The sequence below is a fragment of the Burkholderia sp. 572 genome (genome assembly GCF_040545135.1).
Taxonomy (GTDB): Bacteria; Pseudomonadota; Gammaproteobacteria; order Burkholderiales; family Burkholderiaceae; genus Burkholderia; species Burkholderia cepacia.
Genome location: NZ_JBEPLH010000039.1, coordinates 20,759 through 37,658, shown reverse-complemented (window position 1 = coordinate 37,658; position 16,900 = coordinate 20,759). Strand labels below are relative to the sequence as shown.

The window sequence follows — 16,900 nt, the reverse complement described above, 5'->3', positions numbered from 1 at the left end:
ACGCGAACGTGCTCTGATGTTGATCGTGGGAATTCGATTTATTGCGACTGGTTAAATCATGGATTGCATGTTCATTGCCGCAGCACGTGCCGACACGCTGCGTCGAGCGCTCCCGCTCTGACGCTCGGCTCGCGATGCGCGCACTTCGGCAGCAATCCGGTTGATCGCTGCCTGCGGCGTCTCGATGCTGTCCGCAAGCCCAGCGTCGACGCCTTGCTGCCCGAAGAAGATGCCCGCCTGCGTGTCCTTCACCGCTTGCGTGCTCAAGCCACGGAAGTTCGCGATCGCGTCGACAAACTGCTTGTAGCTGTTTTGCACCATGTCGTTGAGAAACTGCATCGACTGGTCGCTCAACGGTTCATGCGGCGTGAGGTCGTTCTTGTGATTGCCGGCGAATACCGACGTCACCTTCACGCCCTGCTGTTCGTCGCGCCTCGACACGTCCAGGTGATTCGCGATCACCCCGATCGAGCCAACGCCTGACGTGCGGCTGACAATCACGTTCGACGCCGCGGCAGCGATCAAGTAGCCCCCCGAAAATGCCGAGAAATTGACGATCGCCGTAATCGGCTTCGCCAGAGAGGCAGCGCGAATATCGTCAGCCAGCTCGAACGCACCGGTTGCACTGCCGCCGTTGCTGTCGACGTCGAGGACAATATGTTCGACTGCCGGATCCGCAGCCGCCTGATTCACGGCAGTACGCAAACTCTCGTAGCTGGTCATCGGCTCGCATGGATTCATGTGCGCCGAGCGGGACACCAGGATTCCCGACACCGGAATGATGTCCATACCGGTATCGGCCACCAGGACACGGCGACGCTCCGACGCCGCAGCCATCTGTGCACCACTGTCGAACTCGTCGTCCTCCATGATCTTCGGCTGTACGCCGTTCACGGTCAGGTTGACGATGTTGAGGTTCAGCGCCTGGTTCGCCCACTGAACCGCGAGCGACATCATTGGGTCCGTGACGAGCTGCGGCTGGTTGAAAATCAGACTTGCAAGTCTGAGGTGCGGTTTCAAGATAGGATCCTCTCAATTTCGCCGATTTGGGCTTTCGTCGGCTCGGTCTTCCCGGCAGCTACTTGCTGCGGCTTCGACGCGTCAACCATGTTCATCGGACTCAGGTAGACGTCGCCGCCCTTGACCGGCGGCATGTTTTCGAGCCGGCGAATATCGTTGATCGAAAGCCAGCCCCACTGGCGCCCGACCGCATAAGCGGCGTAGCGCGACGACTGATCGCCTCGCAGCAGCCCCGAAAGGTTGTATTCGATGAAGTACTGCTTCCGTTCGGACGGCAACAGCAGATCGCGCGTCTTCGCCTGCTCGTGCCGCTTGACCCACGGCAACAGCGTGTAGATGACGAACTGGAGCGACTGATGCTCGATATTGCTGAACGTCGCCCGCTCCAGCTCGTTCACCATGTGAGCCGGGATCTTGTAGATTCGCGCGATGTCGAGCGACGAAAGACGAAGCGCATCAATCAGCGCTGCGTCGACATTCGTCATCGACAACGGCCTGAACGTCATACCCTCCTGCAACAACGCGACCTTCTTCGCGTTACCCGACCCACCGAATTTCGCATTCCAACCGTCCGTGATTCGATCGACGCTCGCCTGATCCCTCAGCGCCGGAGCATCCTTCGGCCGCTCGATCACGCCCGACAGGGCCGTGCCATTCATGAATGACTTCCCGGCGTACTGCTGGATCGCCTGCGCATGCCCGATTGCGTTCGCGTGAAGCATGACCGGCGAAAGCCCGGTATAGCCATTGATCGACATCCAGCGAACGTGATGCACCAACCGTTGCGGCATCGGTTCGGCCCCGTAGATCCGATAGACCGGCATGAGGTCAGAACCCTTCATCACCGTCACTGCCTCGTTATCCAGCGGATACAGCCCGAGAATCACGCCGTCCTGATCGCGATCGATGAAGCTGTAGCTGTTGCCGCGAAGGCCGACAGCAACCTGCGACTGCTCTTGATACTCAAACGGCGTCTGCCACGGATTCGGCTGGTATTTCAGGATCGAATACAGCGGATGGTCAGTCGCCGGCTTCCTGTCGTCGCCAGCGCGCTCATACAGCTCGATCGGCAGTTGAGCGATGCTCTCCGACAGCAGCGTGACGCAGTTTTGCAGGACCGTCAGCGAGAGCGCGCTCGCGGGCGTAACGACCTGACCTGCTTCCGATCGTGCGCTTCCCAACAGCGCCGACAACCAACCGCCAGAACCCGTTTGGGTTTGACCGGAATTGGACAGCAATTGCCTACTGAAGAACATCGGGCTACTCCTTCGGCTGCCCGACTCGTTGCGCACGAGCCGCGGCCATATCCGCCAAGAGCGCCCACAACAGAAGCAGGACACCCGCAACAATCAGGCCGATCGGCAGGCTGATCAGCACTACCCCCGTGACCAGCAGCGCAAAACCGAGCAGGCCGGCCACCCAGGCCGCAATAGCAATTGATTTCAAACACCCACTCCTTGATCGTAGATCGACTCAGAATTGACTCGATCGGCCAGCATGGCTCGACCTATCGCCATGATCAGCGCCACTGCGCCGTCGATTTTGTTGTCGTTACCCTGCTTGATCGGGCGTACCACGTCATCATTTCCCGGGAGATTCTTGCCGATCACGTTGCTAACGCACCAGGTCATGATCGGGTTGCCGTCGTGATGAAACCGGCCCGACGTAATCGCCGCCTCGAGCTCCTTCATCGGGTCCGACATGTTCGTGTAGTTTTGAACGATCGTGACTGGCGTCAGCCCTTCGTCTTCGAGCTGATGCGAGAGGTTCGTCGCGCCGTGCGGGTCCAGTGGCGTGCATTGCACCGGGCATATTCGGTTCGCATCCTTTGCCTCTTCGAGAATGTCGCGATAGTCAATCTCCGCGCCATCCGTTTCAAGCAGAAAGCCGTGATTGACCCACGCCTGATACCGCTCCGCCATACGGCGGTTCTCGGTATTGCGCACCGTGTCTTCGGGAACCCAGAATCTCGGCGCAACGCAGAAGTAATGCCGTCTCCCGTCGATGTCGCGCCAAAAAAGGCGAGCCATGCTGTTCAAGTCGAGCTTGCGCGCCATATCGAGCGCGAGCACGCTGTCTTGCCCCTCGAACTGTTCAAGCGTCAGCGAGCGGTCCTCGCATGCCTTCCAGTCTTCGAGGTTGAAATAGCCTGCTTTGGCCGAGGTCCACACGTTCAAGTGCTTCGTCTTGAACGTGTTTGTGAAGCGTGCCGACTTGATCGCGCGCTGCTGCTGGCTCTCCAGATACTCCTGATAGACCGAGATTCCGATATTCGGATTGGCCTTCGCCAGCACATGCGGATCAGTCCAATCATCCCCTTCGTCGATCGTCCAGATCCAGCCGAAAAGCTCGTCGTCGGGAACCGTCCCCTCGAGCATTTCGATCACCTGCCGGCGCTTGTCGAAACACGGGCCTTCGATGTTCGCACCTGCCGTCGTGATGATGAACATGAGCGGCTGACGACGCGCGCCCATACCGGTCAGCATCGTTTCGTACAGTGCGGCGCTATCGTGCTCGTGATACTCGTCCACGATTGCGCACGAAGGCGAAGCGCCATCGCCGGGGTTGCCGATGATCGGCTCGAATCGACTCCCGTCGGCCGGCTTGTTCATGTTCGAGGCGTTGACCTCGATTCCAGCCGAATCGATCAGCATCGGCGAGCGCTTGACCATCAACTGAGCTGGACGAAAAACTTCCCACGCCTGCTTTTCCGACGTCGCGCCCGAATAAACCTCCGCGCCAAACTCGTCATCGAGCACGAACATCCCGATACCGACGCCGGCCGCGATCACCGATTTGCCGTTCTTTCTCGGCACCTCCCAGTAGCTCTCGCGAAACCGGCGCTTGCCGGTGCGCTTGTTGACCCATCCGAAGGTCGCCATCAGGCCGAATTTCTGCCAAGGCTCAAGCGTTACCAGTTGCCCCTTGAACGCCCACTCGCCCTTCGTGTGCGGCAGCAGTTCAACGAGCGCGAGCTTTCGCTCAGCGGCTTCCGGATCGAACTTCCACCGGAAATCCCTCTTTCGGCTCGCCGCAAGGTCGTCAAGGTGGCGCTTGCAAGCAAGTTGCACATACCGGCAAGCGATGCGCTTGCCACGAACGACTTCTCGCGCGAACTTGAGCCCCTGCTCTACGCGCGGGAAATTCGTCGCCATGTCTTCCAATCATTTGCCGAGCAGCTTCGCGAAAGGGTTGTCGGGTGTTTTCGGCTTCGCGCCGACCAGGCGCTGCCTGCTCGCCGGGTCGAGCCCCAGCATTGCTCCGAAGCTCGCCATTTGCGCCGCCGCCTCCTTCACAACGGTCGCGGCCGGATTCTTCATCGGACTGCCTTGTGAGCTGTCAACGACAGGGCCGTTGCGAGTCAACTCGTCCTGAGCAGTGCGCCAGTTGCCGTAGGCCGCACAGAAGATTTCAACAATGTGCAGGTCGGTCACTTGCAAGATTTTTTGCCCGCAAAGCAGCGGAACAACGCGCTCCCACATGTCACGCGCCTCACCAGCAATCCACTCCGGCGGCTCGATGTTCGTGACCAAACCGAAATCCGGCTCGTCCTTATTCAGCGCACGTTTGCCGGGATTTCCCGCAGCGATTTTCCGTGCGGTCGGCTTGGGTTTTCTGCCCCGCCCCGGCACTGACGCGATTCCTCCCACTGGCCAACTCCTGAATTTTTAATTTCGCGGGCGTAAAAATTCGACGAAGCGGGCGGTCCCGAGGGCCGCGCCCTCCAGACTTTTCGCCCCCCCTCCCCACGCTGCACGATCTCAGGTGGCGTCGGCTCGATTTCCAAAACGCAACCGCTCGCGAGCGGTTTTCATCGCATGGCAGCTTTGGCAAATCGCTTGCAGATTGTCATCGCAGTCAGTACCGCCTCGCGCCTTTGCAATAATGTGGTCAACCGCAGTGGCAACAGTCAGGCACCCTGCTCGCAAACAGGGCTGACATAGGCCATTGTCGCGACGCAAGATGCGCACCCGGATCACGTTCCATGCGCTTCCGTAGCCTCGTACATGGCGATTGCCACGCAATGCGTCAGACCTCCACTTGATGGCCTCCTGTGCATGCCGGGCACAGTGCGACCTTCCGTTCGCGACCAGTTCACCGCATCCTCGGTGCTTACACGGTTTCATCGGTCGGCGCGGCATAAACTTACTTAAGAGTTGATTCAGCGGATAAATGAAAACGCCCGCAAGGGCCTCGCCTTGCGGGCGTTCAAACAACGAGAGCAGGATTTCGTCCTATTCAAGGATCGCACGCGCGAATGCGTACTACATCTTATAAGTCATCAGTTCGAGAAGCGGGCGCTCTGCTACAGTACGATCTGCAACAGAAATCAAAATCTCCTTATACGGACCACTATCATGGCGTCGGGGTATATCTACATCCTGCAGAATCGCTCATATGGACGGCATGTCGTAAAAATCGGGAAGACAACTCGAACTCCCTCAGATCGTGCCAAAGAGGTTTTCCATAATGCAACCGGTGTGCCCGAACCATTCGACGTAGTCGCATGGTGTCAGGTCGGAGACTGCGACACCGCTGAAAGGATGATCTTTCAGCAGCTTGCCGCCTACAGAGTGCACAACCGCCGCGAATTTTTCTCGATTCCACGACACGTTGCAAATAGTGTTGTCTTGCAGCGATGCACATCGATCAACCAACAGATGGGGCTTGTCAACCTTGATTCATGGGAATCCAGCCCGGCAACGTTAGGAGCGCATGCCCACCAAGAGGCACCAACGGAAGCATTTGCGCCAGAACATCAAAACGCGATCGAAGTTGAGCTAGGGCGACTCCGAGCTGGAAATCCCATTGGAACCAGTATGTTGACCACGGAACAACGAAGCCGCATCGACGTAATCTCGATGATCCTCGACGAGGTCAACCCTATAGGTAGTGGCAACTGGCATGATTCCTTCTCTCAGGATCACAATCCCGAGAATGAAATTGTACTGTGGGAAGAAATTGCTCGCGCATACGTCGCAGCCGACCAAAAGCATAGCTTGACCATCGCAGAACGATTCGAGGCTTATGCACTTCTCCTACTTCGGTCCGGCACACCGTCGAGCAAAGTACTCAAGAGCATGAAGCTGTCCGAGATGACTGAGGAAAGAGCTCGCAAAATCCTCGCAGAGTACTCTCTTGCCCCTAGGCCGCTCTGCATCAAAGCCGAGCGCACCAAGGTGACGAAGCGTACGATTCATCCAAAACCGATTGCCAAATCCATCAGCAGCATTTTTGCGTCCGTCGCCTCGTCGACCCAACTATCCGAGTGAGCGGCTTTGCCCCACCGTATGCAAAAAGCCCGCACGGCAATCCGAGCGGGCTTCGCTTGGGCGCACCTCGCGCCCGACGTCGTCAATATAGCGAAACGCGGGTGGGTTTACAACCCCCAGCTACTAAAAAGATTTACCCTTCGATCAGGAATCGGTTCCGGTTCTTGGCATCCTTGATCCAAGCCGGCGCGCGACCACGGCCCGACCAGGTCGCGCCGGTCTTCGGATCTCGGTACTTCGCCTCCGCAGGCACCGTCTTGTGCTTTGCTGACTTGCTACGACGTGCACCGAAGATGTCCTTCTCGGTAATGCCGTACTCCGCAACCTTGGCGCGGATGTCTTCGACAACGGCCTGGAATTCAGCCAGGCGCGCGGCCTCTGCTTTCTCCGCCAATGCCTCCGCTTGGGCTTTCAGTTCCTTGTAGGTCGCCATGCATTCCTCCAATAGTTGTGTTGCGCATATGATAGACGCTTTGACCGTAAGCGAAGGAGCATATCGATATCCCACAAATGTGAATTCCAGCGGGAACCTCGATTCCCGGTAGACGACTTGATCGAACAGCCGACCAGTCACCGAGACCGGCCATAACGCGGCTCCACGCACGCACCTCCGTGACCTTCAGACCAAACGCCTCGCCAGGCGCAAAAACAAAAAAGCTCGCCGGCAATTGCTCGACGAGCTTCGAAGTCAAATAACTGGGACTTACATTTTCGGGTCTTGCCCGAGAATCTTCCACGGCACGTGAAACGGCACCTTTGACGGGCCTTCGGAAACATCTCCTTGGCCATTCTGCGTCTTATCATGCGGATTTGCCGGAGTTTGCGCGTGGTGGCTGGCCCCGTCACCATGAGCCGTCTCTTGGCTCTGTTTGCTGGGAACCATAGCTTGCTTCAGCGTTATAACCAGCTTACTTCCGCGGCTGGCGTCCACCGTTTGCTCCATGCCCAACTGTGGACCAAGCTGAAATCCTTTCGAGAAGTCGACCGACAACTTTCCGTCGCCCTTCTGATCTGTCGTTAGATCCAATTCCAAATTGATCGTCTCGACATACATGCCCAGTTGCATGTTGTTCGAGTCAAGCTTCTTCTTGAACACTGCCAGTCCATCCCCAACCGAGGCCAACGCTTGCTCAACCGTAATGTCACTCGGTCGGACTGGGGGCGACGAAAACATCCCGCATCCGGTCAGCGGCAACGCCCCAGCAACCACGCAAGCAAGCAATGCTGTTTTCATGTTGTGGTCTCCTTGTTATTCCCCATATCGGGGTAAGTACATTTATAGGAAACCGGCAGGAAGCTGCACGACTTGAATTTCGGAGGACCGTAACGAAAAAGCCCGCGCGGCTTACCGCGTGGGCTTCGTTTGGGCGCACCTCGTGCCCGACGTAGTCAATCTAGCGAAACGAGAGAAGGTTTACAAGCACTTTTTGCGCATGAGGCTGCACCAAACCAAACAAGCAGTTAGCGTCGGATCGACTGACTCAGTTCGGCGCGTTACGATCGCATGAAGCTACCGTTCGCCGTCCATCGGGTCACTCACTGAATGCACAGGCGAGCGTCTGCGGCCCGCTTATACGCGTACCCTTGCTAAGGATCAATCGATCCGAATCGCAAGGCGGCGTTCGATGTTGCCAATCAGGAACTACCGCGTTAAACGCATTCCCGCGACGCCAGGCGCAATTCGTTGGAAAGCGGCTCTTCAAATGAAATATCGAAAAGTAGCCAACGCAACCGCAGAGCGCTGACTAAGCACGCACGCCTCTCATCATCCACTTCCGCTGTCCCGCATGCCTTGCGGCGGGCTCAGAACCGGAACGTGCTCGGACCGACCTGGACTATGGCTGCTCTCAAACCAGCTCCCGAAAAAAACGTAGCTTTGGCCGCACCAGCGATTGAATTCGGCCGACCGCCTCCCCCGTTCTCATCCCATATCGAGGTCGGACGTCCACCGCCACCATTTTCGTCCCATATGCTGTTAGGTCGTCCGCCACCGAACTGATCGTCCCAAATCGAGTCGGGGCGGCCCCCGCCTATGCCGTCGCCCGCTGGCAGCCGGTTCGGCGATGGGCTGCCGCCGCCATCAGGATCCGGATAGAGGTCGCCTGGCTTAGAGTCCTTCGGCTTCGGCTCGTCATCCTCCTCGCTGTCGTCGATCTCTACAGTGGGCACCGTGATGACGGGTGGCGCAGCCTGAGCATCGGGAGCCTTCTCGGCTGGCTTCTCACCTTCGTTGTGAGTTTTCCCCCACTGCTCAATAGAGAGGCCAACGAACCCTGCCCCTAACCCGCCAACGACAACTTCGGCGCCGGTAATCATGAAGCCAGTCCCAGTTACTCCCAGCACGATAGTCGCGTCTTGCGCCGCACCGGCGACAATGAGGCCACCACCCACCGCCGTTGCGACTGCTCCGGCGCCCTGCACGGTCTTACCGACGACTTGTGCCGCATCGCCCCAAAAGTCGGAGGCACCGCCGTTCCCGAGGTAGGCGCCTGTACCGAACGGTCCACCGGGCGCGTTGAAGTCGATCGGCCCAAGGCCTCCCAGCACACCGAGGCCGTTGAATCCGCCGGAGCCAGGCTCGCCCCCGCTGAAGAGTCCCCCAGGACCCACGCCGTTGCCGGGCTGTCCGAAGCCACCCAAGCCCGAAGGCCCCATCCCGCGGCCAAGCCCAGAACCAAATCCGGCGCCGAACACGCCTGCACCGGAGCCCGGTTGGGTCCAGTCGATGCCGGAGCCTCCGTTACCGTTCCCGTCGAATCCGGTGTCTCCAAAACCATTGGAGCCAATTCCTCGCCCCCAGCCGGTATTGCCGAACGCGCTCGATCCGCTCCCATTGCCTTGTCCGCGGCCGAAACCTCCAAATCCGCCGAGGCCATTAGGACCGCCGCCCGGCCCCACGCGGCCCGGACCGCTGGGTACTCCCCAGCCGCCCCACCCGGAATTGCCGCTCAACACGTCGCCCCAATCGGGGCCTCTGGGTATAGACATACCAAGATCGCTGGCGTCCATTCCTTGGGTTCCCCAGTTGCCGGCAACGGCGTTTCGCCAGTCGAGCCAGCTGTCGACGTCGGCCTTGGCAAGCTCGCCCGGCGGCAGCATCGTGATGTTACGCGTAATGGGATCGCACACCAGTGCGGGAGTTTCTTGGATGAACTTCGAGCGCAGTATCTGGGAGTGGAAAATCTTCGTGACGGCACTCGTGCGCTGCGCGGACATCCATGGCCAAGTCGCGTTCAGCGTTGCAGCCATCAACGGCTCGAGGCCGCCAACGTCACCTTTCCGATGGATATAGTCAATGAGCGCGCGCAGAAAGACAATTCGCCACCGAGGCGGTACTGAGGCTAAGCCCATGCCAATGCGAGCGGTGTGGTAAAGCCAGGTGAGGTAAGCATTGCGCCCGCGCACGCGAAGAGCGAGGCTTGAGGCCACCTCTACCTTTTCATTTCGAATGCGAGTGGCAAGTTCCTGCAGTAGCGCTAAGCCACTTGTGAACGGAATAACCGCCAAAGATACTTCCTGATGGTAGATTGGTCCGGAAGCAGTAACGGCGATCAACCGACGCCGGATGCCGTCCTGCCGAGATTCGTTGACCGATGCCTGGTGCGTAGTCGGTCGCCGCGCCTGCCCCTGCCCCTGCCCACTGATCGTTGTGTCCATCACCGCTCCATACCAGCCGTCGTGTTGTAAGCGCCGCCATCATTTACACAACTCATGGAAAATCCGCTGAGTCGAAAGAGACGTATCACGCGGCAGCGGCATCGTGATGCGCAAATTTCACATGCAACGCCCTTGATCCGAAAGCAAATCGAAATGCAATTCTCTTGGAGAGTAGTCGGAAAATGGCGTTTTTCAAGAGAACTGCTGCGAGTGCCCACCGCGACATTGAAGCGCTCGACCGTACTAGCGAAGTCGCGAACGACTCCGTTTCGTGCGCGCGGGACCAGCCATTCTTACCGATCATCCGCACTCGATAACGGCCGGTGACGAGGAGACAGTGACAGAAAGAGCCGGTCTCTATGCCTACGCGCCTTACGCGGGGCACGGCTCCTTCAACAGACCACGCGCTTTCACGCTCGGATACAAAGCTGCCTTCGCGGCCTGGTAGCTTGCATGCGCGTCCGACAGATCAAGTCCGCGCGGATTGCTCCAGACATTTGCGCCACATGCCTCGCTCATTGCTCCGATTCGCTTCGCCTTCATGTGTCTCTGGATGGCTGAGCGCTCCTGCCACGTCAGCGCATCGACGCACACGTCAACCTGTTCCGCCCGTCGCTTCGTCGCCTTCCGGTCAGCCTCTTCCGCCCGTTCGGTAGCCGTAACGGCGCGATCGGATTCCGAGAAGCCGCGGCATGTCGGATCGACCCGACCGTAGCCGAGCCCCGGCGTGTACCCCGCCTGCCATGCGTACCATTCGTCCAGAAGCTCCTCGATCTGGTTGCTTTCGTCGATCGTCATGTTCATCCTGTTTTAGATTTGCTTGAGACGCCGGGTTATTCGTCGTTACATGACTACCGTGAAGTTGATGCCGTAGTGCGTGAGCCAATCGCCGATCGCATGGCGCATCGTCCGGTTGCGCGGCCACGGAAACGCGATCTGCGTGCCGTGCTCCGTCTCGGTGATCTCCCCCGAAAACGGGCATTCGTCGAACGCGATGAGATCCGCTTCGGTTACGCCGTCACGGTGGCGAATCGCTGAAATCAACAGCCGTTCGGGTACATCGCTGTACAAGATGCATGCGGCAGCGCTCATGCTTCACCTGCGCTTGCGATCTTGTCGTGGTCGATCGTCACCTCCACGGTTGCCGAATGCTCCGACCCACCGCTACCCATCCGACTCGACAGGTAGATCCTCACCTCCACAGCATCCGCAACGCTCGCAACGCCCACGAGTCCACACACCTCTTCGGCAAGAATCCGTTTGATCTCTCGCTCATCCAGCACCGCCCGATGCGTCGTCGTGTTCGAGCGGGCAACGCTAATCTTGATGTCGCTCATACCCGAATACCTCCCAACTCCTGCAAGAGCTGCTGCAGTTGGCGAGCCTTCATTACGGCCGCCTGTGTCTCCGCCCCTTGCTCCGCGATGATGAGTGCCGCCGTCTCGATGTCGGACGCCAGAGTGTCCGCGTCATCTCGCAACTGGCGCAGGCGGCCTGCAATCCCATCCAGTACGTCGATCGGCGATCCCGTCGTGGCCGGTGCGGCCGATTTCGATTCGGTCTTCTGGTTTGGCACGTCAATTTCTCCATTCACTTCGGTTTTCGCTGCTTCCTCGCGCACCTCGACGCGCTGGAAGCATCCCCGCTCCGGCTCCCTGACCAACCCGGAATCTTTTAGGGCGTTCAAGCAGCCTTGCATCACCCGGTAGTCGATGTGGCTCTTCGTGATCTTCGTCAGGTGCGACATCATTTGGTGGATCGACCATGCGGAACGAATCGGAACTGCCTCGAACACCTTCTTTGCGATCGTCGCCTGACCTTCCAAGCGCTTCCTCTGTGCAGTCGGCGTCATCGCGTCTCCCTCAAGTCCAGTACCAACGCACCGCTCGCCAGGAACTGCCCCAGCTCGCGCGACTTCTGGTTGCGATAAACGTATGCCTTCGTCCTGAACACACCCGGTTCCACCCATCGCCAATCGGCCTTCGGCATACGCGCCCGCCACATTTCGGGAATAAACGCGTCCACCTCGACGGCCGTGATCAGTTGGCGTTTGACAGTCGCGATTCGGGCGATGCGAAACACGGTCGCGTCGATTTCGCGTGTGTGCTCATGAAAAACGATTCCGCCCGAGCCACGGCGTCGAGGCGCGCTATACACGCCGTCCGGGATCTCAACCCACAATCTCACTGGCAATTTGCTTCTCCCATCTTTCGGGCTCGCACTGGCGCCCATTCGTTGTATGCCCCGAAAAACACGTTCGATTTCTGCCAGCGTGGAGCCTTCCCCTGATCGAGCCATGCATGGCACCAGAAACAACCGGGCACCGTCCGCTCATGGCTCGCCTTGATTCCCATCCCCTTGCCCGCCGCGAGGCTGTTGTCGTGACACGGCACGACCGTTTCGTCGCGCGGATCGAGGCGGCAGACAGTCGGCACACGCAGGTAGCACGGCTCGCCTCGGCAGGCGGCCAGATACTTCGCCCCTTCAGCAACGGTCGGTCGCTTTCGGCGACGTCTCATCGCGGTTTTCCGTGGGGCCTCCTCGGGAAGTGGTGAGCTTTTACGAGACCACGATCCGCGCGACATTGGCTTTGCACGCGGCTTGAATCCGGATCGTTTCATGCTGCCGCTCGTCCTGCGTCAACCATTGCGCGAATTGCCTTCCCGGCCCACGCAGTCGATTCGGCCAGTCGCTGTTCCCTCTCGATCTGTGCCGCGATTCGCTCTTGAATTTGCCGCGAACGCTTCGAGAAGCGACCTTCGTTGATACCCTCGTAGGGCTTGCCGGTGTACTTGAGCGGCAGAGCCGTGTGAAACAGGCCGTGCGGAACGCCATCCACTTCTACCCTGGAGAGATAGCCGTCCGAAATCAGCTTCCGAACGGTCGACCGGAATCCACCACCCGGGGTGACGCCCAGTGTTCGCGCGGCCCGAGCGGCATGGATACCCGGGTTTGCCTTCACGCAATCGATGATCTTTTTCGAGGCCGGCCCAACCTTCCCCACCTTTTCAACAGCCATCACACCTCCTTGATCGTGATTCCGTGCACCGCCAACATGGTTTTCCGCTTCTGGATGTACGTTGGGTTTTTCCGGGTGATCGGCGACTTCACGTCCTCGACCACCTGCTTTCCCGTCTTGCAGTCGATGTAGACGAAATCCGCCACGTATTTCGACGCGCGCTCCCATGTCCCGTCGTCGCGCTGCATGCGCTCGGTCAGTACGAACGGCATCTGAAGCCGCAAATCCCGAATCAGGCCGGCCGCTTGCATTCGAACGAGATCGGAATACCGCGCGCGCTCTTTCTCGCTGTCGAATCGGATGCCTTCGTGCTCGCATTTCCTGTTGCGGTATTTCGGCGAATGATTCGGCTTCTGCATCGACTGTGGCACCGGAGCGCCGGGATTAAACCCGCTCGCGATGTCGTCGAAATCCGACGGCGGCTGAACGCCCGTATGCTCGGCGATTTGTCGCGCAGCAGAGCTACGGCCGACAGCCCAGCTATCTCGCACGCGAGCCGTTCCCACGGTCGTTGCATCTGCGTCGATTCGCATTGGCCAAGATGTTCGTTTCGTCATGCGCCCACCTGGTGCGCGCCCTGATCACGCGGAATGTCGTTGAAGTAGGCGTACAGCGCCTCGTAGCGTTCTTCGCTTTCGCGGCTGACCGTACTGAGCATGTCTTCCATCCATTCGCCCGGCCCGGCAGCCTTGAACACCTTCGCCTTGTACTGCTCGAAGACCTGGTTCGGTTTCTCTTCGATGCCGAGCTGCTTGCCGAGCTTGCGAATGCCTGGTGCCGTCTTCCACCAGTCCGGAGCGATCGCGGTGTCGGAGCCCGACGACGTTGCAGCCACATCGCCCTTCAGCGGGAACAGGCCCGTCCAGCCGCGCAGCACGGCCTCCTCGATGCATGCCTTCGGGTCTTGCCCCAGCGAACGCAGCTTCGTCAGCTTTCGGATCGATACGGTTGCAGCCGGGCGCGTCCACGGGGCGTCCTTGTGCTTCGCCTCACGGTGTTCGCACCACATGTCCCAATCCTCGAACGCGAGCCAGTCGGGCAATTCGATCGAGCGCAGCTCGGCATGCAACGCAACTCGCGGCGCACGCCGAGCGCCTTGGTGGTTCTCTGACGGTTCCTGTGGTGGTTCATGGTGAATCGGGTGCAACCCATTGCACCCTTTTGCGAAACCCATTGCACCCTTTCCGTCGTTCGTTGCACCCTTTTTGCTGCTCGTTGCACCCTTTCCGATGGGTGCATCCGTTGCACCCTTTGAGCCAGTGGAAATGGGTGCAATCTCTGCACCGTTTATCCAGTCGGGATTGATGCGGTACTCGCAGGCACGACCACGACCGCCGCCCGCGTTGGCAACCAGAATCAACCAGCCGCGTTCCACCATGCTCTTGAGCTGGTACTGCACGGCACGCACCGAACGGCGCGTCTTTTCCGCGAGCCTTTCGATGCTTGGGAAGATGTGTTCCCCGTTGTCGTCGCAGAAGTCGGCCAGCTTCAAGGCGAGTAACAGCTCGTGGTCCTCGCCCGGATACCGGTCCCACACCATTGTTTGGACCTTGATGCTCATGCAGCCTCGTCGATAGACAACTGGCGCGGATCGGCCTCTTCCGCGCCCGGCTCACTATCTGCCAGGTTGAGAACCCACCGCAGAGCCTCTGCACGCTCACCAGTGGCGTTCGTCAATTCGGCCGCGATCTGCTTGCGAGTACGCATGCGCGGAGCGGCATCGCCCGTCAGCGCCGCCTTCTGCGCGCGCGAGCGCTCGTGTCCCTCCTTGCCGTCAGCTGCAGCGATGACCGCCTTCACCTTCTCGCGCTGCTGCTCCGGCGCCAGCTTCGCGAGCTTCAGTGCATTCGACACGGTGATCTGGTCCGCTTCGAGCGCATCACGGACCGCAGCCGTGCAATCGAGCAGCTTCAGTTGCTGGCGGACAGTTGGCACCTCGACGCCGAAGTGGATGGCGACGGTTTCTTCCGTATGTCCGACGTCGAGCATGCGCGCCATCTTCTCGGCACGATTGATCGGCGAGTCCTCATGGCGGATCTCATTCGCGCTGACCATCACGGCAGTGAATGACTTCCCACCGTCGTTGATGACCTTCTGTGGAATCGCAGGAATTGTGATCGGCGGTTCGCCAGCGGAAATCAGCTGTCGATTTAGCTCACGGGCATTGATAACGCGCGTCCGGCCATCGATAACCAGGTTCTTGCCGGTTTCCGGATCCTTGTAGAACAGCACCGGCTCGCGCACACCGATCGCACGGTAGTTCAGTACCGTCTTCGGGTTCGGCTCTTGATGCACGCGACGGTCGTACAGGGGGTGCGAAGGGTCGACAACGAGCTCGAGGTCATTCGGGTCCATCGCGAGCGCAGTTACCTTGCTCTTCGCGCCATATGCTTCAACGGAGCTTTTTGCCACGTTTCCTCCAGAAGAGATTCAGGCCGCCAACGCGTCGGGCGGCGGATTGCGATCCGCAAAATCGGGATCGCCAGGTGATCGGGTCGAACCATCCTCTCGGTGCCAGCAGTACAGCGAACCTCGCCGATGCCAGAACCAGTAACCAGCGCACGTGCAAGCCATCAGGCGCGTATTCCGCTTCTGCATCCACGCATCAACTCGGAAATCGCGCCGGCCACAGACGTTGCATTGCGGCTGCCGTACGTACTCGTCAGGACGCTTCTTCAGCACCCGGCGCGTCTCGCAGTGCCGGCAGCGGCAATGGAAGCGGGCCATTTCAGTGACCGCACGGCACCGAGCCGTCGAGAGATTCGACTGCACCGCACGACAGGCACTTGCGCGGATACGTCGGGTGTTGGTTGGTGTCGCGCACAATGCGCTTCAGCTCGTCGGTCAGAACCGGATGCTGCTGTCGCACATCGGCGGTTTGGTTGGTTTGTTTCGCTTCCATAAATTTTAAATTTTTAGGATTCCTAAACCCTGACAGAAGCGCTCTCCGTCGAAAACGCTTTTGGCGGGGCCAGTCGCTTACATCAGAATCGGCCGCCGCACTCCCCGAACCCTTCCCGCGCGCAATGGCAGTTCACACCCACCTTGCTCATCGTCGACAGCCCGTCCAGGTACTCCCGCGAGACGACGCGCAGTTCAAGCGCATTCAGGCCCGCGTCGATCTTGTTGATCGGAACGCCGAGGTTCCCCGAGAGGAAACGGCTCACCTGCGAATCGTCCCAGCCGAGCGCATCAGCCACCGGCCCGCGACTACGCGGATCACTCAATGCTTCCCGGAACGCCCGTTCGATGCTTGGCCTCCGGATGACTTCAATGGTGTTCATAGCAACTCAACTCCGTTCAAAACTGATTGAATGACCTTGAAGGTCAAATTTTCTAAACTTCAAGCATCGGATCTCGACGCAGATCGGACTATGGCGAGGGTTCCGGCCCTATCTGTAGAATTGGCAGTTCTCACACAACCATTCCGATACGGGGAACCCTCATGAGCTTGACCTTTGAACAAGAAGTCACCGCCGTCCTCGCCGCGCAGCAGTTGACGATTTCCGCGGCACTTGCACTGGCCGCGAAACAATTCCCGAACCCTGTTGATGAAATTGATTCGCGCCAACCCGCTTTTCTCAAAGCCGGCGAGGTGACATTCGCGGACCCCGAAATGCGCGCGCGTTTCCGGCGTGAAATCGAAGCGATCTGCATGCGGGCAACTCTTCACATCACCGAGGATCGTCAGTCCGAAGGTTGATCGTGGCGATTGGTGCGGACAGGCGACTATCCCGATAGCGCAAACTAGATTCATGTGCCTCCCCTGCAGCTTGGCTCCGCAATTTTTCAAGGCGCACATGCGACGTGATATCGCCGTCAATGCGCATCATGGCTTCGCGCTCAATCCGTTCGACCATTCGGCGCTCGACATCTTCGAGCGCCGGTCGGATCAGCCAGAGGATCAGACGTGCGTACAGGCGCTTCATGC

At 59.2% G+C, this 16,900-nt stretch carries 24 protein-coding genes; 2 read left to right on the top strand and 22 right to left on the bottom strand.

All coding sequences use genetic code 11. The features are described from left to right. Nucleotides 1-51: 51 nt before the first annotated feature. The 6 genes from ABIC51_RS38960 to ABIC51_RS38935 all read right to left on the bottom strand — a co-directional run bounded on the left by ABIC51_RS38960 (nt 52) and on the right by ABIC51_RS38935 (nt 5,162). Nucleotides 52-1,020 (bottom strand): S49 family peptidase, encoded by a 969-nt coding sequence (locus ABIC51_RS38960; RefSeq protein WP_334053907.1) that lies wholly within the window; start codon nt 1,018-1,020, stop codon nt 52-54. Beyond that, a complete protein-coding gene (locus ABIC51_RS38955; protein WP_354007040.1) occupies nt 1,017-2,276 on the bottom strand; it encodes a phage portal protein in 1,260 nt (419 codons plus the stop codon). The genes ABIC51_RS38960 and ABIC51_RS38955 overlap by 4 nt, the downstream gene beginning before the upstream one ends. Nucleotides 2,277-2,280: 4 nt before the next feature. Beyond that, nucleotides 2,281-2,466: a hypothetical protein gene (locus ABIC51_RS38950; RefSeq protein ID WP_014899207.1), complete on the bottom strand. Its 186-nt coding sequence runs from the start codon at nt 2,464-2,466 to the stop codon at nt 2,281-2,283. Next, entirely contained in the window at nt 2,463-4,175 is a 1,713-nt protein-coding gene (locus tag ABIC51_RS38945) for a terminase large subunit (protein ID WP_354007039.1), read from the bottom strand. Before ABIC51_RS38945 ends, ABIC51_RS38950 begins: the two co-directional genes overlap by 4 nt. 9 nt (nt 4,176-4,184) lie before the next feature. Continuing rightward, nucleotides 4,185-4,670: a phage terminase small subunit P27 family gene (locus tag ABIC51_RS38940; protein WP_059652952.1), complete on the bottom strand. Its 486-nt coding sequence runs from the start codon at nt 4,668-4,670 to the stop codon at nt 4,185-4,187. 111 nt (nt 4,671-4,781) lie between these two features. Then, entirely contained in the window at nt 4,782-5,162 is a 381-nt protein-coding gene (locus ABIC51_RS38935; protein WP_354007048.1) for an HNH endonuclease, read from the bottom strand. Between the two features lie 216 nt (nt 5,163-5,378). Between ABIC51_RS38935 and ABIC51_RS38930 the strand changes: the two genes are divergently transcribed. Then, a complete protein-coding gene (locus ABIC51_RS38930; RefSeq protein ID WP_354007038.1) occupies nt 5,379-6,293 on the top strand; it encodes a GIY-YIG nuclease family protein in 915 nt (304 codons plus the stop codon). 133 nt (nt 6,294-6,426) lie between these two features. Here ABIC51_RS38930 and ABIC51_RS38925 read toward each other — a convergent pair whose 3' ends face one another. From ABIC51_RS38925 to ABIC51_RS38855, 15 genes are all read right to left on the bottom strand, one after another. Beyond that, nucleotides 6,427-6,726, bottom strand: coding sequence for an H-NS histone family protein (locus tag ABIC51_RS38925; RefSeq protein WP_134256718.1), 300 nt, complete (start codon nt 6,724-6,726; stop codon nt 6,427-6,429). A 270-nt stretch (nt 6,727-6,996) separates the two neighbouring features. Then, nucleotides 6,997-7,527, bottom strand: coding sequence for a hypothetical protein (locus ABIC51_RS38920; protein ID WP_134256717.1), 531 nt, complete (start codon nt 7,525-7,527; stop codon nt 6,997-6,999). 569 nt (nt 7,528-8,096) lie between these two features. After that, nucleotides 8,097-9,950, bottom strand: a complete 1,854-nt coding sequence (locus ABIC51_RS38915) for a hypothetical protein (RefSeq protein WP_354007037.1) — start codon at nt 9,948-9,950, stop codon at nt 8,097-8,099. Between the two features lie 372 nt (nt 9,951-10,322). After that, a complete protein-coding gene (locus ABIC51_RS38910; RefSeq protein ID WP_134256715.1) occupies nt 10,323-10,748 on the bottom strand; it encodes a hypothetical protein in 426 nt (141 codons plus the stop codon). A gap of 45 nt (nt 10,749-10,793) precedes the next feature. Further along, nucleotides 10,794-10,994 carry a phage portal protein gene (locus ABIC51_RS38905; protein ID WP_334070302.1) on the bottom strand — a complete coding sequence of 67 codons (201 nt, stop codon included), beginning with the start codon at nt 10,992-10,994 and terminating at the stop codon, nt 10,794-10,796. Between the two features lie 44 nt (nt 10,995-11,038). Further along, complete coding sequence (locus ABIC51_RS38900) at nt 11,039-11,287, bottom strand: hypothetical protein (RefSeq protein WP_354007036.1); 249 nt, start codon at nt 11,285-11,287, stop codon at nt 11,039-11,041. After that, nucleotides 11,284-11,802: a hypothetical protein gene (locus ABIC51_RS38895; protein ID WP_354007035.1), complete on the bottom strand. Its 519-nt coding sequence runs from the start codon at nt 11,800-11,802 to the stop codon at nt 11,284-11,286. Before ABIC51_RS38895 ends, ABIC51_RS38900 begins: the two co-directional genes overlap by 4 nt. Then, on the bottom strand, nt 11,799-12,248 hold the full coding sequence (locus ABIC51_RS38890; protein ID WP_354007049.1) for a hypothetical protein: 450 nt from the start codon (nt 12,246-12,248) through the stop codon (nt 11,799-11,801). The genes ABIC51_RS38895 and ABIC51_RS38890 overlap by 4 nt, the downstream gene beginning before the upstream one ends. After that, on the bottom strand, nt 12,134-12,571 hold the full coding sequence (locus ABIC51_RS38885; RefSeq protein WP_226286471.1) for a nuclease domain-containing protein: 438 nt from the start codon (nt 12,569-12,571) through the stop codon (nt 12,134-12,136). The genes ABIC51_RS38890 and ABIC51_RS38885 overlap by 115 nt, the downstream gene beginning before the upstream one ends. Then, entirely contained in the window at nt 12,568-12,969 is a 402-nt protein-coding gene (locus ABIC51_RS38880) for a hypothetical protein (protein WP_059668027.1), read from the bottom strand. Before ABIC51_RS38880 ends, ABIC51_RS38885 begins: the two co-directional genes overlap by 4 nt. Further along, on the bottom strand, nt 12,969-13,502 hold the full coding sequence (locus ABIC51_RS38875; protein ID WP_354007034.1) for a DUF1064 domain-containing protein: 534 nt from the start codon (nt 13,500-13,502) through the stop codon (nt 12,969-12,971). The genes ABIC51_RS38880 and ABIC51_RS38875 overlap by 1 nt, the downstream gene beginning before the upstream one ends. 20 nt (nt 13,503-13,522) lie before the next feature. Continuing rightward, the gene (locus ABIC51_RS38870) at nt 13,523-14,530 is read right to left on the bottom strand and encodes a helix-turn-helix domain-containing protein (RefSeq protein WP_226212319.1); all 1,008 of its coding nucleotides are present in this window, start codon (nt 14,528-14,530) and stop codon (nt 13,523-13,525) included. Then, on the bottom strand, nt 14,527-15,381 hold the full coding sequence (locus ABIC51_RS38865; RefSeq protein WP_175810621.1) for a ParB/RepB/Spo0J family partition protein: 855 nt from the start codon (nt 15,379-15,381) through the stop codon (nt 14,527-14,529). The genes ABIC51_RS38870 and ABIC51_RS38865 overlap by 4 nt, the downstream gene beginning before the upstream one ends. 316 nt (nt 15,382-15,697) lie before the next feature. Beyond that, entirely contained in the window at nt 15,698-15,871 is a 174-nt protein-coding gene (locus tag ABIC51_RS38860) for a hypothetical protein (RefSeq protein ID WP_155632341.1), read from the bottom strand. 82 nt (nt 15,872-15,953) lie between these two features. Continuing rightward, nucleotides 15,954-16,253 (bottom strand): DNA-binding protein, encoded by a 300-nt coding sequence (locus ABIC51_RS38855; protein ID WP_081068739.1) that lies wholly within the window; start codon nt 16,251-16,253, stop codon nt 15,954-15,956. Nucleotides 16,254-16,414: 161 nt separating this feature from the next. Between ABIC51_RS38855 and ABIC51_RS38850 the strand changes: the two genes are divergently transcribed. Next, nucleotides 16,415-16,672 (top strand): hypothetical protein, encoded by a 258-nt coding sequence (locus tag ABIC51_RS38850; protein ID WP_354007033.1) that lies wholly within the window; start codon nt 16,415-16,417, stop codon nt 16,670-16,672. Here ABIC51_RS38850 and ABIC51_RS38845 read toward each other — a convergent pair. Continuing rightward, nucleotides 16,644-16,898 carry a hypothetical protein gene (locus tag ABIC51_RS38845; RefSeq protein WP_354007032.1) on the bottom strand — a complete coding sequence of 85 codons (255 nt, stop codon included), beginning with the start codon at nt 16,896-16,898 and terminating at the stop codon, nt 16,644-16,646. The genes ABIC51_RS38850 and ABIC51_RS38845 overlap by 29 nt on opposite strands. Between the last annotated feature and the right edge of the window lie 2 nt (nt 16,899-16,900).